Origin of the sequence: Bacillus sp. SJ-10, assembly GCF_002843505.1 — a bacterium.
Classification (GTDB): domain Bacteria; phylum Bacillota; class Bacilli; order Bacillales; family Bacillaceae; genus Bacillus; species Bacillus velezensis.
In genome coordinates, this window is the sequence record NZ_CP025258.1 from 3,406,876 (window position 1) to 3,427,859 (window position 20,984).

Here is a 20,984-nt window from a genome sequence, read left to right on the forward strand (position 1 = left end):
ACAATATAATAGAAACCGTCAATCTTTCCGCATAAAAAAAGCCTACCCTTTTTGAAGGATAAGCTTAAAAGATTATACGCGGATTTGTCCGTTTCCTTTGATGATGATTTTTGTAGATGTTAACGCCGGAAGCCCCATCGGCCCTCTCGCGTGAAGCTTTTGCGTGCTGATGCCGATTTCGGCTCCGTATCCGAATTCAAAACCGTCCGTAAACCGGGTTGAAGCATTATGATACACGGCGGCGGCGTCAACGGCGGTCTGGAAGTAAGCCGCATGCTCGGCGTTCTCCGTCAGAATGGCTTCTGAATGGTTTGTGCCGTACTGCTGAATGTGGCGGACCGCCTCCTGTACGTCCTGCACCGTTTTCACACTGAGAATCGGCGCCAGGTACTCCGCTCCCCAATCGGCTTCTTCTGCTTGTTTCGCTTGAGGCTCCAGTCTGCAAATCACCTGGTCTCCCCGGAGCTCCACCCCTTTTTCTGTCAGCTGATTCAGCAGCTTTCGCCCGTGTTCTTCGGCCCATTTTTCATGAATCAAAAGAGATTCAATCGCGTTGCAGACCGAAGGACGCTGTGTTTTGGCATTGATGACGATCTCGCCTGCCATTTGAGGATCTGCTGACTCATCTATGTACACGTGGCAATTGCCCGCTCCGGTTTCTAAAACGGGTACGGTTGATTCCCTGACCACAAGATCAATTAAATTTTTACCGCCGCGCGGGATCAATACATCCAGCCCGTCATTTAATGTAAAGAGCTGTTTGGCGGTTTCTTTGCTTGTATCTTCTATGAGCTGAACGGCATCAATCGGAAGCTTTGACAGCCCCAGTGCGCGTTTCATCACACTGACAAGCGCTATGTTGCTGTGGATGGCGGAAGAACTTCCTCTGAGCACAACCGCGTTTCCGGTTTTCAGGCAGAGTGTGGCCGCGTCTACGGTAACGTTCGGTCTGGCCTCATAGATCATGCCCACTACTCCGAGGGGCACGCGGATTTTTTCAATGGATAATCCATTCTCTTTTTGAATGGTCTCCAGCGATTCACCGACGGGATCTTCAAGACCGATTAATAGTTCCACGGCGTCCGCGATATCGAGCAGGCGTTTTTCATCAAGAGTCAGCCTGTCAATAATGTCAGGTGTCAGTCCTCTGTTCCGTCCCGCTTCAATATCTTTCTGATTCTCTGTTAAAATCAGCCGGCGTTCATTTCTGAGTCCGTCTGCAATACATTGGAGCGCTTCGTTTTTTTCAGCCGTCGTTTTCATGACCATTTCGGCAGCCGCTTCTTTTGCCAAAGCCGCTTTTTGCAATACTTCACTCATTTGTGTTCCCCCTCGTCAAATAAATTCACCCAATCATCTCTGTGAATCACTTCCACCTGCTTCGTTCCTGAAAGCTGGTCGCTCCGCTTCCCTTTGGCTTCTAAAATTTCATCGGATGAGTACTGCGTCTGCCCTTTGCCGATAATGCCGCCGGGCCCTCTGACTTCCACTACAGCCCCTTTCGGAAAACTGCCGCAGACATCGGCGACACCGGCCGGGAGGAGACTTGACCCGTTATGGATCATCGCCTGCTCCGCTCCCCCATCAATGATGATTTCCCCTGATATCGGAGAATGAAACATGATCCATTGCCGTGTATTATTCACTGAGGACAGGTCTTTATCGCCGATATAAGTGCCGTCGCCTTTTCCGTCTAAAATTCCCATCAGTTTTTCCCGTCCGGAGCCGGTTCCGATAAATACCTTCACCCCGAGCGACAATGCGGTCTGGGCGGCGAGAAGTTTTGACTTCATGCCTCCGGTGCCGACCTTTGAGCCTGCTGATCCGGCATACCCGAGCAATTCTGGCGTAATGTCATTCAGATAGTCGAACCGATTTGCGTCCGGGTTTTCATTCGGATTGGCATCGTACAGCCCGTTAATGTCTGTGAGAATCATTAATTGGTCTGCATGAATCAACCCGCTCACAAGCGCCGACAGCATGTCGTTATCACCGAACGTCAGCTCTTCGACTGATGTGGAATCATTCTCGTTAATAATCGGCACGACGCCACGCTCCAACAGTTCCATTACAGTGGCATAGGCATTTCTGTACCGCTCTCTTTTTGAGAAATCATTTCTTGTTAATAAAATTTGTGCCGGCGTCAGACCGTATCTTTTTAAATGGTCCATATATTGCTGCATTAAAAGCGTCTGGCCGACTGCGGCAGCGGCCTGCTTTCCTTTTATCGTAACGGGTCGCGACGGATAGCCGAGAGCGGAAAAACCCGCTGCCACCGCGCCTGAGGTAATGAGGATCACTTCATGCCCGTTTTCTTTTAATAAAGAAATGGCTTCCGTATGTTCCTTGATTTTTGCTTCATCAATACTTCCGTTACTGTTGGTGAGCGAGCTGCTCCCGATTTTCACAACAATTCTTTGTTTTTTCATCATTTCTCCTCCGTGGCAATCAATCCAAACCGGCTCTCGTCAATAAAAAAAGCCCATTCCGTCCTGAAAAATAAGGACGAAATGGGCTTTCCGTGGTACCACCTTGTTTGAACGCGTTTTTCACGCGTCCCGCTTTCCTGTAACGCCAGGTTATCGCGCCTGAGTTTTCCCCTCAGGACTCCAAGGCAGGTTCGGCAGGTTTCATGCGGCAAAATGTTTCAGCGGGCCATTTTGCTCTCTGTCACAGAAAGTTCTGCGTACTGATCCTCTTCAACGCTCAATGATTTTTTTATATTATGCAAAGAAAACAGGTTCTTGTCAAGACATTTTCATCCATAAAAAACAGTCCGCCTCCCCGGCGGACCGTCATTAATTAAATACAATCGTTTTGTTTCCGTGAACGATGACACGGTCTTCCAGATGCCATTTTACGGCTCTTGCCAACACGCTCCGCTCAATCGTTCTGCCGATATTCTTCAGATCCTCTGCGTGATCTCTGTGATCGACGCGTTCAATATCCTGTTCAATAATCGGCCCTTCGTCAAGATCGTCCGTCACATAGTGAGAAGTCGCGCCGATTAATTTCACTCCGCGCTCATAAGCCCGTTTATACGGATTAGCGCCGATAAAGGCCGGCAGAAATGAATGGTGGATGTTAATAATCCGATTCGGATGGGCAGATACAAAATCAGACGTCAAAATCTGCATGTATCGGGCAAGAACGATCACATCAATCTTATACTGCTCCAGCAGCTCAAGCTGGCGCCGCTCCACTTCGGCGCGGATGTCTTTGTTAGCTTTCATGTAATGGAACGGAATATTCAGCGGTTCGACCACTTCTTTGGCCTCTTCGTGGTTGCTGATGACGACCGCAATTTCGGCCATCATATTGCCGCTTTGCCATTCCCAAATCAGTTCATGAAGGCAGTGCAGCTCCTTCGATACAAAGATCGCCACTCGCTTCAGCTCACTTGCCAGAGACAGGCTCCATGTCATGCCGAATGTCTGGGCGATTGAGGCGAACGCCTGCTGTAAGTCCTCTTTTTTCTCACGAATGCCCTTACAGTCGAATTCGATCCTAAGAAAAAACCGTCCGCCTTCAGGGTCAGTCGTGTATTGATTTGATTCAATAATGTTTGCGCCATGTTCAAACAAAAACGCCGACACGGCCGATACAATTCCCGGCTGGTCGGGGCAGCTGACAAGCAGGCGCCCTTTTTCCTCATTCCCGCGGCGGTATTCTTTCAGCCGCTGTGTCATATATGAATTCATCTGTTTTAATCCCTCGTATCTTCATAATTCGTAACTTACTAATAGATTATACTGAAGATTTGATAAAAATCAATTTACGAAAGAATTTTCAGCCCTACGGCAGCGCATAAAATAAGCGCAATGAAAAAGATGCGCTTCGCATCCTTCTGCTCGCCGTAGAAAAGAATGCCGGCTAATGCGCCGCCCGCTGTGCCGATACCGGTCCAGATCGCATAGGCCGTGCCCATCGCGATCGTCTCCATCGCATAAGAAAGCAGGGAAAAAGAAGCCGCAAATCCGGCGATAATGAAAAGAATCCATTTGACTTTCTTTTCTTTTTGAAATTGATTCATTAAAATGACCCCGAGCATTTCACAAAGACCCGCGGCTATCAGGCTGATCCAATGCATTACGCCTTCTCCTCCTTCGTCTCAGGCTTATCCTGTGTGACCAGCTTTAATCCGATGACACCGATCAGCAAAACGCCGATCAGCACGATTTTCACCGGATCGGCCTGTTCTTTGAAAAGCAGGATTTCACTGAGCACGGTGCCCGCTGTCCCGAGTCCGGTAAAGACCGCGTATACCGTTCCTACGGGCAGGCTGTCTGTCGCCTTGATTAATAGATAAAAACTGATGATGATTCCCGTAATCGTGCCGCTCCACGCCAGTGCTGAATCAGCATGTTTCAGGCCGGTGACCCATACCACTTCAAATACGGCCGCTATGACCACTAAACCCCATTTCATGTTCTTCACCCTTTCTGTATCCGGACAATACAAAAAAGCCCGGATAGTCGTCTCTCATGAGATTGACTCTCCCGGGCTTTTTTCCCTCCGTGTGCATATGCGGGATATGTCCGCATATGTGTTTTCTCTCGGACCAGGCCATGTATGAACATGCGGAACCCTAGAAAACATGTCTGTTTGTATCATACTACATTTCGCCGAAACGTTCAACGTCAGATGTGATGTCAAAAACCGTCAGCTGCCTCTCCCATTTGGTAACGGTCTCACCGGGCACCATGCCGATTTTTTCCGCGACACGGACGGAGGCAGCGTTTTCCGGATCAATCAGCGCCGCTATGCGTCCGTATTGCTGCATATGAAAACCGTAGTCCAGACAGGCATTCGCCGCCTCTGTCGCATAGCCGCAGCCCCAGCGGCAGCGGGCAAACATATAGCCGATTTCCATCAAAGTGTTTCCGTTTACCGTCTGCGGAACGATTCCGCATTGACCGAGAAATGCGCCCGTCTCTTTATCCTCTGCGATCCAAAGACTGATGCCGTATCCTGCGGCCAATCGTTTGTTCCAGGCAATCCATTCCCTCGTTTCCCGTCTGCTTTTGAGAGAAGGATAATATTTCATGACCTCTCTGTCGGTAAACAGCCCGTACAAATTTTCTTCATCGTCATCCCGCATAGTCCGCAGACGGATACGCCCGGTTGTCAGGATGGTGCCGGAAGACTTATGTTCCATCATGCACGCCACGTCTCCTTTCCCTGTAATAGATTATGGATCCGGCAGGAAAAGTCCTTTCTCAGCATAAAAAAACCGCTTTTTTAAAAAGCGGTTTGACGATTACCAAGGTTTATCTGTTCCGAGCGCCTCGGCCAGGGCCTTGCTGTGTTTTAAGCGGTTTTTTCGTTCTCCGGCGCGCTGAACGGCCGTATTGTGAAGCATGATTTCTTCCTCGGTTTCCGGCACGATCCGCGGAACGGGTACCGATTTCCCGTTTGAATCAAGCGCGACAAAGGTCAGAAACGACGTTGCCGCAAGCTCGCGTTCGCCCGTCATCAGATGCTCTTTAATGACTTTGACAAACACCTCCATAGACGATGTGCCGACCCATGTGACGTAAGATTCAAGGCATACGGAATCCTGTTGGCCGATGGGGCGCAAAAAATCTACAGAATCCATTGAAGCCGTGACTGTTTCACACCGGCAGTGGCGGGCCGCGGAAATTGAAGCGATATCATCAATGTAGCTCATCAGCTTTCCGCCAAACAGCGTATTGTGATTATTCGTATCAAGCGGAAAAACCCTGCTTGTTTTAACAACCCTTGTTTCTTTGCAAAATCTTGATTCTGGCAACTTCATATTATTTAAACTCCCCTTTGGTGTCTGGTCGTTTTGACTCATTCATCTGTACCCTATTAAACAATACTTTGACCGTTTTGTCTAAAATTTTAAATATTAAGTTGGTTAGATATTCTCTCAGAAATGTTTCATTATTCACCACATCCGGGAATAATAAACGCACATTGAATACCGATAGGAGGATATCACATGGACGTATCCATTCCCAAATCCACGCGGAAACCGGCTTGCCGCAGTGAGTTTGATGCTTTGCAGACAGTCATCTTATGCCGGCCGGAACACATGGCCATCAAGGATATTATTAACGGAACGCAGAAACATTTCAAACAAGAAAATATTAACATACCCGTTGCCCTCAAACAGCATAGTGAGTTTATTGACATTTTAAGATCTCATCAGATTGAAGTCGTCCTGCTGCCTGCCGATTCCGCATTGCCTGAGCAGGTATTCACCCGGGATATCGGATTTGTATTAGGCGAGACGGCGTTTATTTCAAACATGGCGGCTTCAGTCCGGCAGGGAGAAGAAACAGTGTTTCAAGACCTGCTTGACAATAAGAAAATCCCTTATACGCGACTGAAAAAAGCGAACATTGAAGGCGGCGACATCTTGATCGCAGACGGCACCGTTTACGCCGGGCTGAGCAAGCGTACGGATAAAGCGGCTGTCCGGGAGCTGCAGGAGGCGCTGCCGGAGATGACGGTTGTGCCGATCCCTCTCAAGGAGGATTTCTTACATTTGGACTGTGTATTTAATATGATCTCGGAAACGGAAGCGCTATACTGCAAAAATGGCTTGCGGCAGAAAGAAATTGATCTTCTCGCCGAACGTTTTGAGATGATAGAAGTGCCTGAAGAAGAGCAATTCACGCTCGGCCCGAATATCCTGTCAATCGGCAATCAGACAATTATCAGCCTGCCGCAGCACCGTCATACGAACCGCGAGCTCAGAAAAAGAGGTTATACGGTCATTGAAACCGAGTTTTCCGAAATTATTAAATCAGGCGGTTCCTTCCGCTGCTGCACCTTGCCGCTTGTCAGAACATCTTAAACATTTACAAGGCAGTTTCCTTCAAGATACGTTAATATAGAGAAGACAAGACTCTAAAGGGGGAAACCGAATGGCTAAGTACATAGGATACGCGGGAACATATACAAAAGGCGGAAGCGAAGGCATTTATTGTTTTGAACTTGATACAGAAGCGAAACGGCTCAGCCGGCCGAAGCTGGCAGCAAAGCTCGGCAACCCGACATACGTCACTCCGAATTCTGATAACAGCATGCTGTATTCCATTGAAAAGACAGACGGAAAAGGCGGCGTCGCAGCCTATCAGATTCATCAGAACAGCGGGGAATTAACTTTTGTGAACCACCAGCTGATTGAAGGCCCGTCTCCATGCCACGTCAGCATTGATGATAAACATGAATATGTGTTAACCGCTAATTACCACAGCGGAAAAGTGCACGCCTTTCCCGTCAATGAGGACGGAAGTCTGCGGGAGCCGGCTGCCGAAGCCGCTCATACGGGAACAGGTCCTCATGAAAGACAAGAGAAACCGCATACCCATTTCGCAGGCTATACACCCGAGCATAACTACATTGCAGCCGTCGATTTAGGGACGGATACGCTTTATACTTACCAAATGAAAAACGGTTCGCTCACAGAGGTGAAAACTCACTCTTTCACACCGGGTTCAGGGCCGCGCCACATCGTTTTCCATCCGGCGGAAAAATACGCCTATGTCATGACGGAAATCAGTAATGAAGTCATCGCGCTTGAATACAACCCGACCTTAGGTGAATTCAGAGAGCTGCAGGTCATTTCCGCTTTGCCTGAAGGCTTTACGGACAAATCGCAAGGCAGCGCGATCCGCATATCTAAAGACGGCAGATTTCTTTATGCCGCCAACCGCGGACATGACAGCATCGCCATCTATAAGATCAACCAATATTCCGGTGAATTGTCTCTGATTGAATGGGTGCCGACAGAAGGAAACTGGCCGCGTGATTTCGCGTTTGACCCTTCCGAGACATTCCTTGTCGCGTCAAACGAAGAAACGGGAAATCTGGTTTTGTTTGAACGTGATCCGGAAACAGGCAAATTGACTCTGCTTCAATCTGACATTCCGGTTCCGTATCCGGTCTGCGTGTCATTTCTGCATCAGGTTTAATCAAAAAAGAAAGCTGACTTTATATTGTCAGCTTTCTTTTTTGTATAAATGGCAGGCGACAAAACGCCCCGCCTTCACTTCTTCAAGCTCAGGCGTTATCTTACCGCAGAGCTCCATCGCTTCAGGACACCGCGTCCTGAATACACAGCCGCTCGGCGGGTTAAGGGGGCTCGGGAGCTCCCCTTTCAGAATAATCCGTTCACGCTTGTCCTCAAGAAGCGGATCAGGAATCGGGATTGAGGATAAAAGCGCCTTCGTATAAGGATGAAGCGGTTCCCGGTAAAGCGCAGCGCTTTCTGTAATTTCCATCATGCGGCCCAAATACATTACGCCGATCCGGTCGCTGATATGCTTGACCATTGATAAATCGTGGGCGATAAATAAAAATGTCAGTCCTTTCTCTTTCTGAAGCCTTTTTAAAAGGTTGACGACCTGAGCCTGTACCGACACATCCAGCGCGGAAATCGGCTCATCCGCCACGATAAATTCGGGATGCAGAGAGAGCGCTCTGGCAATCCCGATTCTCTGCCTCTGTCCGCCGCTGAATTCGTGGGGATACCGGCTGCCGAAATCCGGATGGAGCCCGACAGCTTCAAGCAGTTCATCCGCCATCATCAGACGGGCTTTTCTTGTATTGTAAAGATTGTGGATTTCCATCGGCTCCATAATAATTTCCCTTACGGTCAGGCGCGGATTTAACGAGGCGTAAGGGTCTTGGAAAATCATCTGCAGCTTGCGGAAGAAGACCGACCGCTGTTCTGCCGCGGCACGGTGTATATCCGTCCCTTCATATGATACCGAACCGGCCGTCGGGTCATACAGACGGAGAATAACTCTTCCGAGCGTCGATTTACCGCATCCCGATTCTCCGACAAGTCCGAATGTTTCCCCTCTTTTAATGTGAAAGCTGACACCGTCGACTGCTTTTACGGCTTTCTTTCTTCCTGCGTCAAAATGCATTTTCAGCCCGCTGACTTCAAGGAGCGGAGATGCCGTCATTTTCTATTCCCCCTTTTCGCTTATACAGCGGCGTACGGTGCATAATTCTTTTTCATAGACGGTTCCTTCTAAAGACAGCACTTCGATTGTTTTTCCCGTTTTCGGGGAGTGCAGCATTCGGCCGTCTCCCAGCGCCAAACCGACATGGTGGATCGCGCCTTTTCCTTCTTCATAGGCGAAAAACAAAAGGTCAGCCGGCCGGATATCGTTTACCGCCGCGCCGCATCCGGCTTTTGCTTGGTCCTTTGCATCACGGGGAAGGGTATAGCCGTTTGCTTTAAATATCGAATACATAAACCCGGAACAGTCAAACCCGAAACCGCTCAGTCCTCCCCATAAATACGGAAGCCCGAGAAACATCATGCCCGTTTCGATGACATCGGCCGCCCGTCCTTCCGTATGCCGGCACTCGTCTGCGTCAGCTTCATTTACGAACCGTTCTCCGAGGGGCGTCAGCACCCGGAAAAAGCCTTTCTCACGTCCTGATGCCGGAAGACGCGTTAAGAAACTTACTTCCAAGTCCGGTTCGCCGTTTGTGTGATATAAAAAAGCTGTCGGTTTGGTAATCCATACGGCGGGGGAAGATGTATGAAAGCCGTCTTTTGAAAGCTGGCTTTTTTTCATCCAGCCCGGATATCCGCGCGCATCCTTGTTTGAAGGCTGGCCGGAAACGGCGACAAAAGCCCATTCCCCTTCCTCTTTGAGAATGATCACTTCTTCCCCGAAAAGCGCTTGCGTTTGGACAAGGTTGTCTGTGCATAATTGCAGCCGCTCTTCATATCCCATAAACGCTAACCATTTTCTGATCTGCGGCGGGTTTTCAAGCATCGGCGCATCATCCGAACGGGGAGATGACGGCAGCGTCCATACGTTGGCTGCCGCCGCTGTAACGGCTGCTCTCATCTTTTCGCCTCCTCTTGTATCGACACACCGGTAATGCCGAGACCCGGTTCGTCGGGAATCGTAATCTGACTGCCGCTGTATGTGATGCCGCCTTGAATCAAATCATCTTTCAGCATAAGCGGCGCATCAAAATCAAACCTTGTCACATTCCGTTTGCCCGCGGCAAAATGAGCCGCGGCGGTGATGCCGAGCTTGGTCTCAATCATGCTGCCGACCATGCATTCCACGCCGCACGTTTCGGCCATCGCATTGATTGTTTCCGCCTGCTTTATGCCGCCCGCTTTCATCAGCTTAATATTAATTAAATCGGCGCTTCTCGTCTGCAGCACGTGAAAGGCCTGACGAGGGGTAAAGACGCTCTCATCCGCCATAATCGGCGTGTCTACGGCATCGGTAACCTGCTTCAGCCCGGCGATATCGTCTTTATGAACAGGCTGCTCGACCAGCTCAATGCCGAGGCCGGCGTCTTCCATCTTTCGGATCGCAGTCACGGCTTCTTTCGGCGTCCAGCCTTGGTTGGCGTCCAATCTCAGTTTGACGTTTCCGCCGACACGTGATCTGATCGCCTGAATCCGGGCAACATCGTCCGATATGTCACCTATGCCGACTTTTATTTTTAAAATATGAAATCCTTTGTTCATATAACGGTCTGCATCCCCCGCCATCTCCTCAGGAGAATTGACGCTGACGGTAAAATCTGTTTCCAGTGTATTCCGATAGCCGCCGAGAAGCCGGTAAAGCGGCTGTCCGTGCATTTGCGCCCATCCGTCATATACAGCCATATCCACCGCGGCTTTTGCGCTTTGATTTCTTTCCAACAGCCGGCTGATATCATACAGAACAGCTTCCGTGCCGAAAAGGCTCCGCCCCAAGAGAACGGGCTTCAGCACATCGTGGACGGCGCTTTCAATACCGGCCGTGCTGTCGCCTGTAATGACAACCGTCGGCGGCGCCTCCCCCCAGCCGGTCAGACCGTTGTCAAAAGTGAGCTTCACAATGACCGATTCAGCATTGTAAACCGTGCGTAAAGCGGTCTTAAACGGCTTTTTCAGCGGCACGGACATCCGTCCCGTTTGAATATCTGTTATCCTCACGCCTGATCACTCCCTTCCGGAAACCCCCGATTCAATCGTTACCGCTTTGGCCGCCGTATCCATAACCGCGCGGGCTCCGATCGGAACGGCGAAGCTCGGTGAACAATGGCCGATTTTAAAGCCTTTAAGCGCGGGCTTCCCTGATTTGACAATGTAATCATTCAGCACTTGCTCTAAAGTAAGCGACTTTTCTTTATGCTTCGGTTCGCATTGGTGAAAATCACAGACCAGGATTCCGGCTGCGTCTGACAGTTTTCCTGCCATCTTTAATTGATTCAGCATTTTGTCGATTTGATACGGCTCCTCATCAATATCCTCGATAAACAGCAATTTGTCTTTCGTATCGATTTCAAACGGCGTGCCGAGTGTGGACGTAATGAGCGACAGATTGCCGCCCGCAAGCTCTCCCTCGGCCCTTCCGCCTGTCAGCACCTCTAAGGGAGAAATGTCCTCCGTATAGGTGAATTCCGTTTCTGTAAAAAGCTGATGATACGACGCTTTTGTCAGGGGATCAGCGTCTTCAAGCCCGACATCCGTGCTCAGCATCGGGCCGTGAAATGTGACGAGCCCTGTATTTTGATGAATGGCGGTATGTAAAAACGTGATATCACTGTATCCCCAGAAAATTTTCGGATTGCGGCGGATTAAGCCGAAATCGATGTCGGCGGCAATGCGGCCCGTGCCGAATCCTCCGCACGCGCATATCACCGCTTTGACATTCTGATCACTAAACATGTCATGGAGATCATCGAGACGCGCCCGGTCTTCTCCCGCCAAATAGCCGTGACGGGTCTTCAGCGCCCGGCCGAGTTTCACATGAAGGCCAAGCTCATTCTCTAAAAACAGCAGCGCGGTTTGCAGCGTCCCGCTCTCAGGCGGGCTTGCGGGCGCAATCACACCGACCGTGTCGCCTTTTTGCAGTGCTTTCGGTTTATGGTTCATAACTTTTTCAATCTCCTTTCCGGATTGAAAAGTGAAACACGCCGCTCCTTTAATGGATAAAGAGCGGCATATGTTTCCGCTGTAAGATCAGGACTTTTCCGCCCATTTCAGATCAATGTAACCGACGGGGTGCCGAACAATGCCCTTCACGCCGCTGTTCTGCAGATGCACCTGATTGTAAAAGTAAATCGGAATGATCGGAGCCTCATTCATGAGCAGCTTTTCCGCTTTATGCATGAGCGCAAAACGTTTTTTGGCATCGGCCTCCTGTTTTGCCTGCTTGATGCAGCCGTCGTATGCCGCGCTGCCCCAGCCGGTGCGGTTCATGGAATTATCCGTTTGGAAAGCCTCAAGAAAACTGATCGGATCTGCGTAATCCGGTAAAAATGAGCTTTGAGAGAACTGGAACTTCAGTCCTTTCTGCTCTTCTAAAAAGACGTTCCATTCCATATTGGCGAGCTTAACGTCTATACCGAGCACACTTTTGAGCTTCTGCTGAACCGCTTCCGCTATTTTCTTATGCTCCGGTTTTGTGCTGTATGTCAATGTAACGGCGGGCAGCTTGTCATAATGCTCTTCCGCCATGCCTTTTTCCAGCAGTTTTTTGGCTTCTGATTCATCCGGATTTAATAAACTGCCGCCCGCTTCGCGGAAATCTTTCCCGTCAGGCTGAGTAAATCCCGGGGATACAAAGGCATGTGCCGGCTTTTCACTGTTTTTGGTCACATAATCCGTGATTTCTTTCTGATCAATCGCTGCCGCGAACGCTTTTCTGATCTTCTCATTTTGAAACGGCTCCATTTTTACGTTAAAACGATAGAAATAGAGTCCGGCCTGATCCCACGTGCGGACATTTTTTCCTCCCATCAGCTGCTCGCTCAGCTCTGCCGGCACAAAGGCGGTATCCAAATCCCCCGACTGGAACATCTGATAGTCGGTATTCCGATCACTGACCATCGCCCATGTGACTTTATCCAGTTTCACCGTCTTTTTATCCCAATACGTCTCGTTTTTGACCATCGTCATGCTGTCGTCATGCTTCCATTCCGTCAGTTTGAACGGCCCGTTGCCGACAAAGGTTTTTGCTTCAGTGAACCATTTCGGATCAGCCTTGGCGACCTTCTCATTAATCGGGAAATACGCCGGATTGGACACGACGCTCAGAAAATAATCCTGCGGTGCCGCCAATGTGACGACAAGCGTATTTTTATCTTTTGCCGTGATTTTCACGTCTTCTTTTTTGCCTTTTCCGCTGTTAAATTCCTCCCCGCCTTTGATCATATAGCCGAGAAATGCGGAAGATGCGCCCGTTTTCGGATCGAGCATCCGTTTCCAGGCGTACACGAAGTCTTCCGCCGTAACGGGATCGCCATTTGTCCATTCGGCGTTATCACGGATATTGAAGGTATATGTCAGCTTATCAGCGGACACCTTCCAGCTTTCCGCCATGGCCGGTTCGGGTTTATTATCTTTTCCGAGCCTCGTCAATCCTTCCATGATGTTATTCAGCGGCTGCCAGGAAACATTATTAAATCCGATCGGCGGATCAAGTGAGGTCGGCTCATTTTCGTTATTGAGCCGCAGCACCGTTTCACCCCCCTGTTCTTTTGCTTTGCCGGGTTCTGTCCCCGCCTGTTCATTGGCTGTACAGCCCATCAAAGCAAACGAAACAACAGCAATCACACCGATCGCCCATCTCTTTTTCATTTCAATCCCCCTTTTTCCTCTGCTGCCGTCAGCTGCTGCTTCAGCCGCTCTGCACGGTGATCCTGAAGCCAGCAGTTAACGATATGGCTTTTGGATTTCACGGTTGTTGCCGGGTATACCTTTTCACAGACGATCATCCTGTCCGGGCAGCGGGCGGCAAACGGGCAGCCCGGCGGCGGATCGAATAAATCAGGCGGCGTCCCGTCAATCGGCGACAGCTCACTATCCTCCATATCCAGCCGCGGCACTGAACGAAGCAGCCCCTTTGTGTATGGATGAGCCGGACGGTAAAAAATATCATGCCTCGTGCCGATTTCGGCGATTTTCCCCGCATACATGACGGCGACTCTGTCGGCGGTCTGAGCGACGACGCCGAGATCATGCGTGATCAGAATAATAGACACGCCTGTTTTTCTTTGAATCTTCTTAAATAATTCAAGGATTTGTGCTTGAATCGTCACATCAAGAGCCGTTGTCGGTTCATCGGCGATCATAATTTCCGGCTCGCAGATCAGAGCCATCGCGATCACGATCCGCTGCCGCATGCCCCCGCTTAATTGGTGGGGGTACTGCTTCAGGCGGGATTTCGAGTCCGGGATACCGACCAGATCCAGCATGGCGAGAACTTCGGATTCAGCTTGTTTTCTTGTCATGGCGCGGTGTTCCAACAGCGCTTCTGAGAGCTGATCCCCTATGGTCAAAGTCGGATTGAGCGCCGTCATCGGGTCCTGAAAGATCATAGAAATATCGCGCCCCCGGATTCCCCGCATTTCCCGATCCGACATTTGGCAAAGGTCTTTCTGTTTAAATTGTATGCTTCCGGATTCAATCTTTGCCGAATGTTTCGGAAGAAGACCCATCACGGCTTGTGACGTCACGCTTTTTCCGCAGCCCGATTCACCGACGATCGCAAACGTTTCACCTTTATATAAATCGAAGCTGACGCCTCTTACGGCTTTTACAGTGCCTCCGTATGTTGAAAAAGTAACATGCAGATTTTTAACGGAAAGAACTTGCTGCGCCATTTTTCCTACCTCCTCAGTTTCGGGTCTAACGCGTCCTGCAAGCCGTCTCCAAGTACGTTAAACGCGTACATCGTCAAGGAAATGAAAAAAGCGGGGAAAAACAGCCGCCACCAATGGCCTGATAAAATCGCCGGCAGCCCGTCGTTTGCCATGACGCCCCAGCTTGCAAACGGCGCCTGAATGCCGAGTCCGAGAAAACTTAAAAATGATTCCGCAAAAATCGCCGCCGGCACCGTAAGCGTCATTTGGACAATAATGGCTCCCATCGTATTCGGCAGCAGATTTTTCTTAATGATCCGAAATGTTTTCGCTCCAAACGTTTTCGAAGCCAATACGTGTTCATCATGCTTCATCCTCAGCACCTGCCCTCTGACAATCCGCGCCATGCCGACCCATCCCGTCACGGTCAGAGCGACGATAATGGAACTGAGCCCCGGCCCCATCAGCACCATTAACAAAATGACAACGAGCAGATACGGCAATCCGTAGAGAACCTCGATGATTCTCATCATGGCGCTGTCTGTCCGGCCCCCTTTGTATCCGGCGACGCCTCCGTAGATAACGCCGATCAAAAAGTCGATCAGCGCCGCCATCACACCGACAAATAAAGAGATCCTCGCTCCGTACCACGTTCTTGTAAACACGTCCCGGCCAAGTTCATCGGTTCCGAACCAGTGTGAAAAAGACGGCGGAAGATTCTGCTCGGCGAGCGTCTGCCTTGTCACGCTGTGCGGTGATATCAGCGGACCGAACACAGCCGATAGAAACAGGCAGCATAATATCACAAGGCCGGCCATCGCCAATTTGTTCTTTTTAAGCCGCCGCCACGCATCCTGACTGTAAGACAGGCTCGGACGCTTGACCGACTCGGTTTCACCCTTTCTTTCCGCGCCCGGCTGAAACCAGTCATCAGGCACTTCTGTGTGTTTTACCGTTTCTTGCGGGAGATTCATCAGGATCACCCTTTCTTATGAAGTTTTATGCGCGGGTCTAACAGGCCGTATGCCAAATCAACCAGAAACAGCAGGACGATCAGAATCACACTGTAAAATACGGTCGTTCCCATGATGACCGGGTAATCACGCTGATTGATGCTTTCTACGAAATATTTGCCCATTCCCGGTATGGCAAAAATTTTCTCGATGACGAAACTGCCCGTTAAAATACTTGCTGCAAGCGTCCCGAGTACTGTCACAACAGGCATAAGAGCGTTTTTTAATGCGTGTTTGATCACAATTTTGACGGGAGAAAGCCCCTTTGCTTTTGCCGTGCGGATGTAATCCTGAGTCAGCACTTCGGCCATGCTTGATCTTGTCAGCCTCGCGATAATGGCCATGGGACCGACGGCAAGCGCAACAGTCGGCAGGACCATGTGAACGGGACTCGTCCAGGTAGCTGCCGGAAACCATTTCAGATGAACCGCAAATTGCTGAATCAGCAGCGTAGCCATAATAAAATTCGGAATGGAAATCCCGAGCACCGCAAGGCTCATGGCCGCATAATCGAGAAAGCCGCCGCGCCTGAGAGCGGCCATTATGCCGAGCGCGAGACCGGAAATAACAGCGATGATGATCGCCGTTATCCCAAGCTCAAATGAGACCGGAAACCCGCGTTCAAGCATGGCGTTTACACTGTCTGACGGTTTTTTAATTGAAGGACCGAAATCAAAGGTAAGAATGGATTTTAGATAGATGGCGTATTGAGTGATAAGAGGTTCGTTCAGATGGTAGTAGGATTCGAGATTTCGCTGGACCGCTTCGTTTGTGCCCCGCTCTTCGTTAAAAGGCGAGCCGGGTATCACTTTCATCATGACAAATGTCAGAGTGGTGATGACGAGGACGGTCATAATCATGGCGATAAAACGTTTGATAAAATACCGCAGCAATGCCGTTCACCCCTTTAACAGAATGTTGTTCTCATGGCGAGTTCTGTCATGACGAGCATGGCCTGATAGGCTTCCGGCATGTCTTTTGCCTGAAATTGAACGATTGTCGTTCCCGGGATGATTTCTGTGCCCGGCATTAAATGGGCCCATTCAGCCTGTCCGTAGTTGGCAAATTCAATGCCTAATACAGGTCTTTCAGGCGGAGTCAGCGGTTTGACCTTATCTTTATTTTTGAGCGCATAGGCTGTTTTTTCCGTCAGGAGCCGTCCGGCTTTTTGAGGGGACAGGCATTTGACCGCGGTTCTTGAAATGGTTTGTTTGACGGCGGCAGTCGTCACATTCGGGATCAGCTCCTCCGCTTCTTTTGCGGCGCAATCATCTCCGGCAGCCATGATGACCGGTACATCGTAAAATCCGGCGAGATAGGCATTTAACCCCAGTTCACCGACCGGCTTATCATTTATGTAAAAGTGGCGGACGCCGAATATCATGCTGTGCGACATGACGCCCGGCATCGACGCTCTCGCATGATAGCCGATAAACATCACGCCTGAATACGATTCATCAAGCCCCTGCATCATGGAAAACGGCTTGACATCCCCCGTAATCAGCTCTGCCTCAGGGTGAAGTTTTTCCGCGAGCAGATTATTCATCTTTGAGTGGCTGTCATTCACGGTCACTTCCGTGCATCCGTTATTAAGCGCTTCTGCGATGCACCAGTTTGCTTCTTCGGTCATCAGAACCCTGCCGCGCTCATAATTGTGCATGCGGGAATTGACAAATGTTTCATCAGGCAGTCCGGAAATCCCTTCCATATCCACAGATAGATACAGTTTCATGTAATGCCTCCTTTTTTACTTAAAATTTCGATATTAAATTATGAATATTCTAACAAATTATATTAAAAAAGGATGAAACATGCAATATACCATTCTGCTATTATGGGAAAAAACAAACCCTTTTCACCGGGAAAAGGGTTTGCTGATAGAAAAAGTTACATACCGTTTTTGCTTATATGATGACGCTGAAACTGTCTGACCGCACTTCTGTATTCACGATCGGGAATGACCTGATGCCTGATCGGTTCAGGAGCCTGCTTACGGACGGCATGCGGTTTATGCGCCAGCTTATGCCCCATGCCGGTCGCATTCATGACAAATGATAAACACACTAAAAGCAAGCTTAAGATGAAAGCAATAAGAAACAAATCGCTGTATGTCCCCATCAGCAGGTCATGCGGCGATTGTGTGCCGCGCGCGCCCCGAAGCATGCCGGAAGCATCTCTTTTCGTAAAATACCCTATTAAAACAGGTGCGCCCATATAAATGAACAGCCTTAAAAACTGAACTGCCGTCATGCGTTTCACCAGTTCCGGAAGCGGTCCGCCCAACGCGGCTCCCATCAGTCCGGCTGCCACAATAAGCCCTGTCCCGGCCGCCAGCATCACGAAAAGCCCCGCAAATAGAATAAGCGGTATATGATGATCCGCCGTCATCCATTGGAAATTCACGAACACCAGTATAACAGAGCCTGTTATGCCGAGCATGCCCGGACCGACTTTATCATATGCTAATGCACTGATGACAGCGGCGATGGCCACGCCTCCCAAAAGGCTCGCATATAGGAATATCAGTTGAGTTTGTGACATATGATATGCGGTCTGAAGCTCCCCGTGAAATGCAGAAAGACTGACCGCTATGGAAATACTGCCCGCAGCGATCATGAAAACACCCAGAATCGGCTTTGGAATCAGCATAAGTTTAATCGAAATCAGCGCATGTTCGTTTCTGTACTGCATGATCAGCAAGATCAGAAGAATGACGATGCTTCCTCCAAATCCCGCCAATGTCTGCCATGATGAAAAGCCCCATTTCGGCAGATGAATAAATGTATAGGCGGTCAGCACGGCTGATACACCCGCTAACAGAAAACCGATGCCGTCAAATGGAGATTTTTCAGCATTTTTATGAGCGTCATCCCGCAGCCACATATAACTGAAAATGAGGCCGAAAAAAGACAGCAGGCCAAAAATGCCGAACAGCCAATGCCAATGGCCGGCGCTTGCCGCCGCCGTGCCTAAAACGGTCCCCATAATGACGGACCCGTAAAATCCGCCGATTAACACAAATAATGCGTAATTCCGGCGCTCAATCGGAAACGAAAGCACCAGCATCGGGATCATAATCATCAGCATAGTGCCCGCCGCAGCTCCCTGTAAAAAACGGCCCGCGGCGAGCGGATAAATATCATTTGTCACAGCAGCAAGGAGCGCTCCGATGACACCCGCGGCCATCGAAATCATATAGACAGGCCGGGAGCCGAATCTTTTTCTTAAATACGGCCCCGCCGGCACGAATAAGGCAAATGCCATATTACCGATAATAATCGGATGAAAAGAGTCAAAGTTTTCCCCGCCGACCGTCTGCCGGACAAGGCTTTGGACAGCCGAAAGTGCGGTATTCGACATCAGCCCCGGCCCGACCGCCAATACAGCGAGCAGAGAAATAATCCAATGATGTTTTTCTTTCATTTGACAACTCCTTTCTGACTATTTAACAAAGTGAAAAAGCTAACAGATTTCCCCCATTAGCTTGACAGAATTTTTCATATCTTTTCATGTGAAGGATTGAACATAATATCTCATTTATTATTTCAAATCCGATGGAAATTGTCAATATAAAGCGCCTCCGTCCGATTACGCCTTTTTCACAATTTCCCACAATCTTTTCATTATTATCCCACACTTTTTGTTTAAGATGGAGTCAGTAATAATAGGCAAATCATGCTATGATGAAAATAGAGAAACGGAGTGAACATGATGGATAACTATCGTGATGAAAATCGGACAGACCAAAAAGAACAGGAAGTCCTTTTAGTAAAAGAAAACCCGCAGCCGGCCAGATATTCCGCGTCGGACGAGGACAAGAAAAAACGAAGCTTCGGCTGGTTCAGACCGCTTCTCGGCGGAGTGATCGGCGGAGGGCTCGCCCTCGGCATCTATACATTTACGCCGCTTGGAGACCATCAGACTCAAGATACTTCCAATACGGCTCCCGCTCAGGAAACGTCATCGGTAACCGCCAAGCAGACATCTTCTGATTCCGGCAGCAGCAAATCGGCAAACAGCTCATCGGCAAATTCAAGCAGCATTTCGAATATGGTGGAAGACATTTCACCGGCGATCGTCGGAATCACCAATCTGCAGAAGCAGCAAAGCAGTTCCGATTTATTCGGATTCGGATCAAGCTCAGATTCAAACTCAAATTCATCGGGTGAAGATGCGGAAACGGGATCGGGTTCAGGCGTTATTTTTAAGAAAGCAAACGGCAAAGCGTATATCATTACGAATAACCACGTGGTCGAAGGCGCCTCTTCCCTTAAAGTGTCATTATATGACGGCACCGATGTAACAGCTAAACTCGTCGGCAGCGACTCTCTGACAGACTTGGCCGTTTTAGAAATCAGTGATAAACACGTGACAAAAACGGCAAGCTTCGGCAGCTCATCCGCTCTCAGAACGGGTGAATCCGTCATCGCCATCGGTGATCCGCTCGGAAAAGACCTTTCCCGCACCGTCACACAGGGCATCGTGAGCGGCTTAAACAGAACCGTCTCGATCTCTACGTCAGCCGGCGAGTCAAGCATCAACGTCATCCAAACCGATGCCGCCATCAATCCCGGAAACAGCGGCGGACCGCTCTTGAATACAGACGGCAAAATCATCGGCATCAACAGCATGAAAATCAGCGAAAGTGATGTAGAAGGCATCGGCTTTGCCATCCCGAGCAACGATGTAAAACCGATCGCCGAAGAGCTTCTCACGAAAGGACAGGTGGAGCGCCCTTATATCGGCGTGAGCATGATCGACTTGGAACAAGTGCCGCAAAACTATCAGGAAGGCACACTCGGGCTTTTCGGCAAACAGCTGAATAAAGGCGTTTATATTCGCGAAGTGGCGCAGGGCTCACCTGCAGCCAAAGCCGGATTAAAAGCAGAAGACATCATTATCAGCTTAAAAGGGAAAGAAACCGACACGGGCAGCGAACTTCGCAATATTCTCTACAAGAATACGAAAGTCGGCAGCACCGTTGACGTGAAGATTATCAGAAACGGCAAGGAAATGACGAAAAAAATGAAACTGACTCAAAAAGAAGAAACATCTTCTTAACAAAAATCCAAGGCAGCCGCCTTGGATTTTTTATATACAGATGAAACTTTAGGGCCTAGATCAGCCGTATGACTTAGTGTACAAAGGAGGATACATACACATGAAACAAACCGGACTTTTGCTTGTCGTTACCGGTCTGATCTTGCTGCAGCTGAGCATTCAGCTTCCTCAGCAAAACGCTGCTTGGGGAATGACGCTTGGTGCAAGCATTTTACTGAACCTTTCGGGAACCGGACTGATCATGCGCTCTCTGCACACGCAGACCGGCCGCAGATGAATAAAAAAAGCCGCGGGACATTCTGTCATCCCGCG

Annotated in this window: 21 protein-coding genes, 1 riboswitch and 1 other annotated feature; of the genes, 4 read left to right on the plus strand and 17 right to left on the minus strand. The window is 49.5% G+C overall.

From position 1 onward, the window contains the following. Nucleotides 1-72: 72 nt before the first annotated feature. From proA to CXL14_RS16710, 7 genes are all read right to left on the minus strand, one after another. Nucleotides 73-1,320 carry a glutamate-5-semialdehyde dehydrogenase gene (gene proA, locus CXL14_RS16680; protein ID WP_014417546.1) on the minus strand — a complete coding sequence of 416 codons (1,248 nt, stop codon included), beginning with the start codon at nt 1,318-1,320 and terminating at the stop codon, nt 73-75. Continuing rightward, a complete protein-coding gene (gene proB, locus CXL14_RS16685; RefSeq protein ID WP_032863785.1) occupies nt 1,317-2,429 on the minus strand; it encodes a glutamate 5-kinase in 1,113 nt (370 codons plus the stop codon). The genes proA and proB overlap by 4 nt, the downstream gene beginning before the upstream one ends. 69 nt (nt 2,430-2,498) lie before the next feature. Beyond that, nucleotides 2,499-2,712, minus strand: a binding site (T-box leader). Nucleotides 2,713-2,798: 86 nt separating this feature from the next. Next, entirely contained in the window at nt 2,799-3,701 is a 903-nt protein-coding gene (purU, locus tag CXL14_RS16690) for a formyltetrahydrofolate deformylase (RefSeq protein WP_003154764.1), read from the minus strand. Between the two features lie 74 nt (nt 3,702-3,775). Further along, nucleotides 3,776-4,090, minus strand: a complete 315-nt coding sequence (locus tag CXL14_RS16695) for a DMT family transporter (protein ID WP_007407235.1) — start codon at nt 4,088-4,090, stop codon at nt 3,776-3,778. After that, on the minus strand, nt 4,090-4,428 hold the full coding sequence (locus CXL14_RS16700; protein ID WP_007407236.1) for a DMT family transporter: 339 nt from the start codon (nt 4,426-4,428) through the stop codon (nt 4,090-4,092). The genes CXL14_RS16695 and CXL14_RS16700 overlap by 1 nt, the downstream gene beginning before the upstream one ends. Nucleotides 4,429-4,494: 66 nt before the next feature. Next, nucleotides 4,495-4,603: riboswitch (guanidine-I (ykkC/yxkD leader) on the minus strand. Nucleotides 4,604-4,615: 12 nt separating this feature from the next. Then, nucleotides 4,616-5,161, minus strand: a complete 546-nt coding sequence (locus CXL14_RS16705; RefSeq protein ID WP_014417544.1) for a GNAT family N-acetyltransferase — start codon at nt 5,159-5,161, stop codon at nt 4,616-4,618. A 99-nt stretch (nt 5,162-5,260) separates the two neighbouring features. Continuing rightward, entirely contained in the window at nt 5,261-5,779 is a 519-nt protein-coding gene (locus CXL14_RS16710; RefSeq protein WP_003154772.1) for an acyl-CoA thioesterase, read from the minus strand. 189 nt (nt 5,780-5,968) lie between these two features. Between CXL14_RS16710 and CXL14_RS16715 the strand changes: the two genes are divergently transcribed. After that, a complete protein-coding gene (locus CXL14_RS16715) occupies nt 5,969-6,829 on the plus strand; it encodes a dimethylarginine dimethylaminohydrolase family protein (RefSeq protein ID WP_014417542.1) in 861 nt (286 codons plus the stop codon). Nucleotides 6,830-6,899: 70 nt separating this feature from the next. Next, nucleotides 6,900-7,949: a lactonase family protein gene (locus tag CXL14_RS16720; RefSeq protein ID WP_014417541.1), complete on the plus strand. Its 1,050-nt coding sequence runs from the start codon at nt 6,900-6,902 to the stop codon at nt 7,947-7,949. 27 nt (nt 7,950-7,976) lie between these two features. Here CXL14_RS16720 and CXL14_RS16725 read toward each other — a convergent pair whose 3' ends face one another. From CXL14_RS16725 to CXL14_RS16770, 10 genes are all read right to left on the minus strand, one after another. Beyond that, complete coding sequence (locus tag CXL14_RS16725) at nt 7,977-8,948, minus strand: ABC transporter ATP-binding protein (RefSeq protein ID WP_007610864.1); 972 nt, start codon at nt 8,946-8,948, stop codon at nt 7,977-7,979. Between the two features lie 3 nt (nt 8,949-8,951). Next, a complete protein-coding gene (locus CXL14_RS16730; protein ID WP_014417540.1) occupies nt 8,952-9,851 on the minus strand; it encodes a C40 family peptidase in 900 nt (299 codons plus the stop codon). After that, the gene (locus tag CXL14_RS16735; protein WP_206695487.1) at nt 9,848-10,915 is read right to left on the minus strand and encodes a dipeptide epimerase; all 1,068 of its coding nucleotides are present in this window, start codon (nt 10,913-10,915) and stop codon (nt 9,848-9,850) included. The genes CXL14_RS16730 and CXL14_RS16735 overlap by 4 nt, the downstream gene beginning before the upstream one ends. Nucleotides 10,916-10,951: 36 nt before the next feature. Then, the gene (locus CXL14_RS16740; protein ID WP_014417538.1) at nt 10,952-11,887 is read right to left on the minus strand and encodes a S66 peptidase family protein; all 936 of its coding nucleotides are present in this window, start codon (nt 11,885-11,887) and stop codon (nt 10,952-10,954) included. 87 nt (nt 11,888-11,974) lie between these two features. Beyond that, entirely contained in the window at nt 11,975-13,594 is a 1,620-nt protein-coding gene (locus CXL14_RS16745; RefSeq protein WP_014417537.1) for a peptide ABC transporter substrate-binding protein, read from the minus strand. After that, on the minus strand, nt 13,591-14,619 hold the full coding sequence (locus tag CXL14_RS16750; RefSeq protein WP_014417536.1) for an ABC transporter ATP-binding protein: 1,029 nt from the start codon (nt 14,617-14,619) through the stop codon (nt 13,591-13,593). The genes CXL14_RS16745 and CXL14_RS16750 overlap by 4 nt, the downstream gene beginning before the upstream one ends. A gap of 5 nt (nt 14,620-14,624) precedes the next feature. Continuing rightward, a complete protein-coding gene (locus CXL14_RS16755) occupies nt 14,625-15,572 on the minus strand; it encodes an ABC transporter permease (protein ID WP_003154782.1) in 948 nt (315 codons plus the stop codon). 5 nt (nt 15,573-15,577) lie between these two features. Beyond that, complete coding sequence (locus tag CXL14_RS16760; RefSeq protein WP_007610853.1) at nt 15,578-16,504, minus strand: ABC transporter permease; 927 nt, start codon at nt 16,502-16,504, stop codon at nt 15,578-15,580. Nucleotides 16,505-16,518: 14 nt separating this feature from the next. Further along, entirely contained in the window at nt 16,519-17,343 is an 825-nt protein-coding gene (locus tag CXL14_RS16765) for a M55 family metallopeptidase (protein ID WP_014417535.1), read from the minus strand. A 155-nt stretch (nt 17,344-17,498) separates the two neighbouring features. Then, nucleotides 17,499-19,034 carry an MFS transporter gene (locus CXL14_RS16770; RefSeq protein WP_014417534.1) on the minus strand — a complete coding sequence of 512 codons (1,536 nt, stop codon included), beginning with the start codon at nt 19,032-19,034 and terminating at the stop codon, nt 17,499-17,501. Between the two features lie 288 nt (nt 19,035-19,322). On the opposite strand from CXL14_RS16770, the gene htrA reads away from it, so the two are divergent. Then, on the plus strand, nt 19,323-20,672 hold the full coding sequence (gene htrA, locus CXL14_RS16775; protein ID WP_021493818.1) for a serine protease HtrA: 1,350 nt from the start codon (nt 19,323-19,325) through the stop codon (nt 20,670-20,672). 100 nt (nt 20,673-20,772) lie between these two features. Further along, the gene (locus tag CXL14_RS20235; RefSeq protein WP_014417532.1) at nt 20,773-20,949 is read left to right on the plus strand and encodes a hypothetical protein; all 177 of its coding nucleotides are present in this window, start codon (nt 20,773-20,775) and stop codon (nt 20,947-20,949) included. Nucleotides 20,950-20,984: the final 35 nt, after the last annotated feature.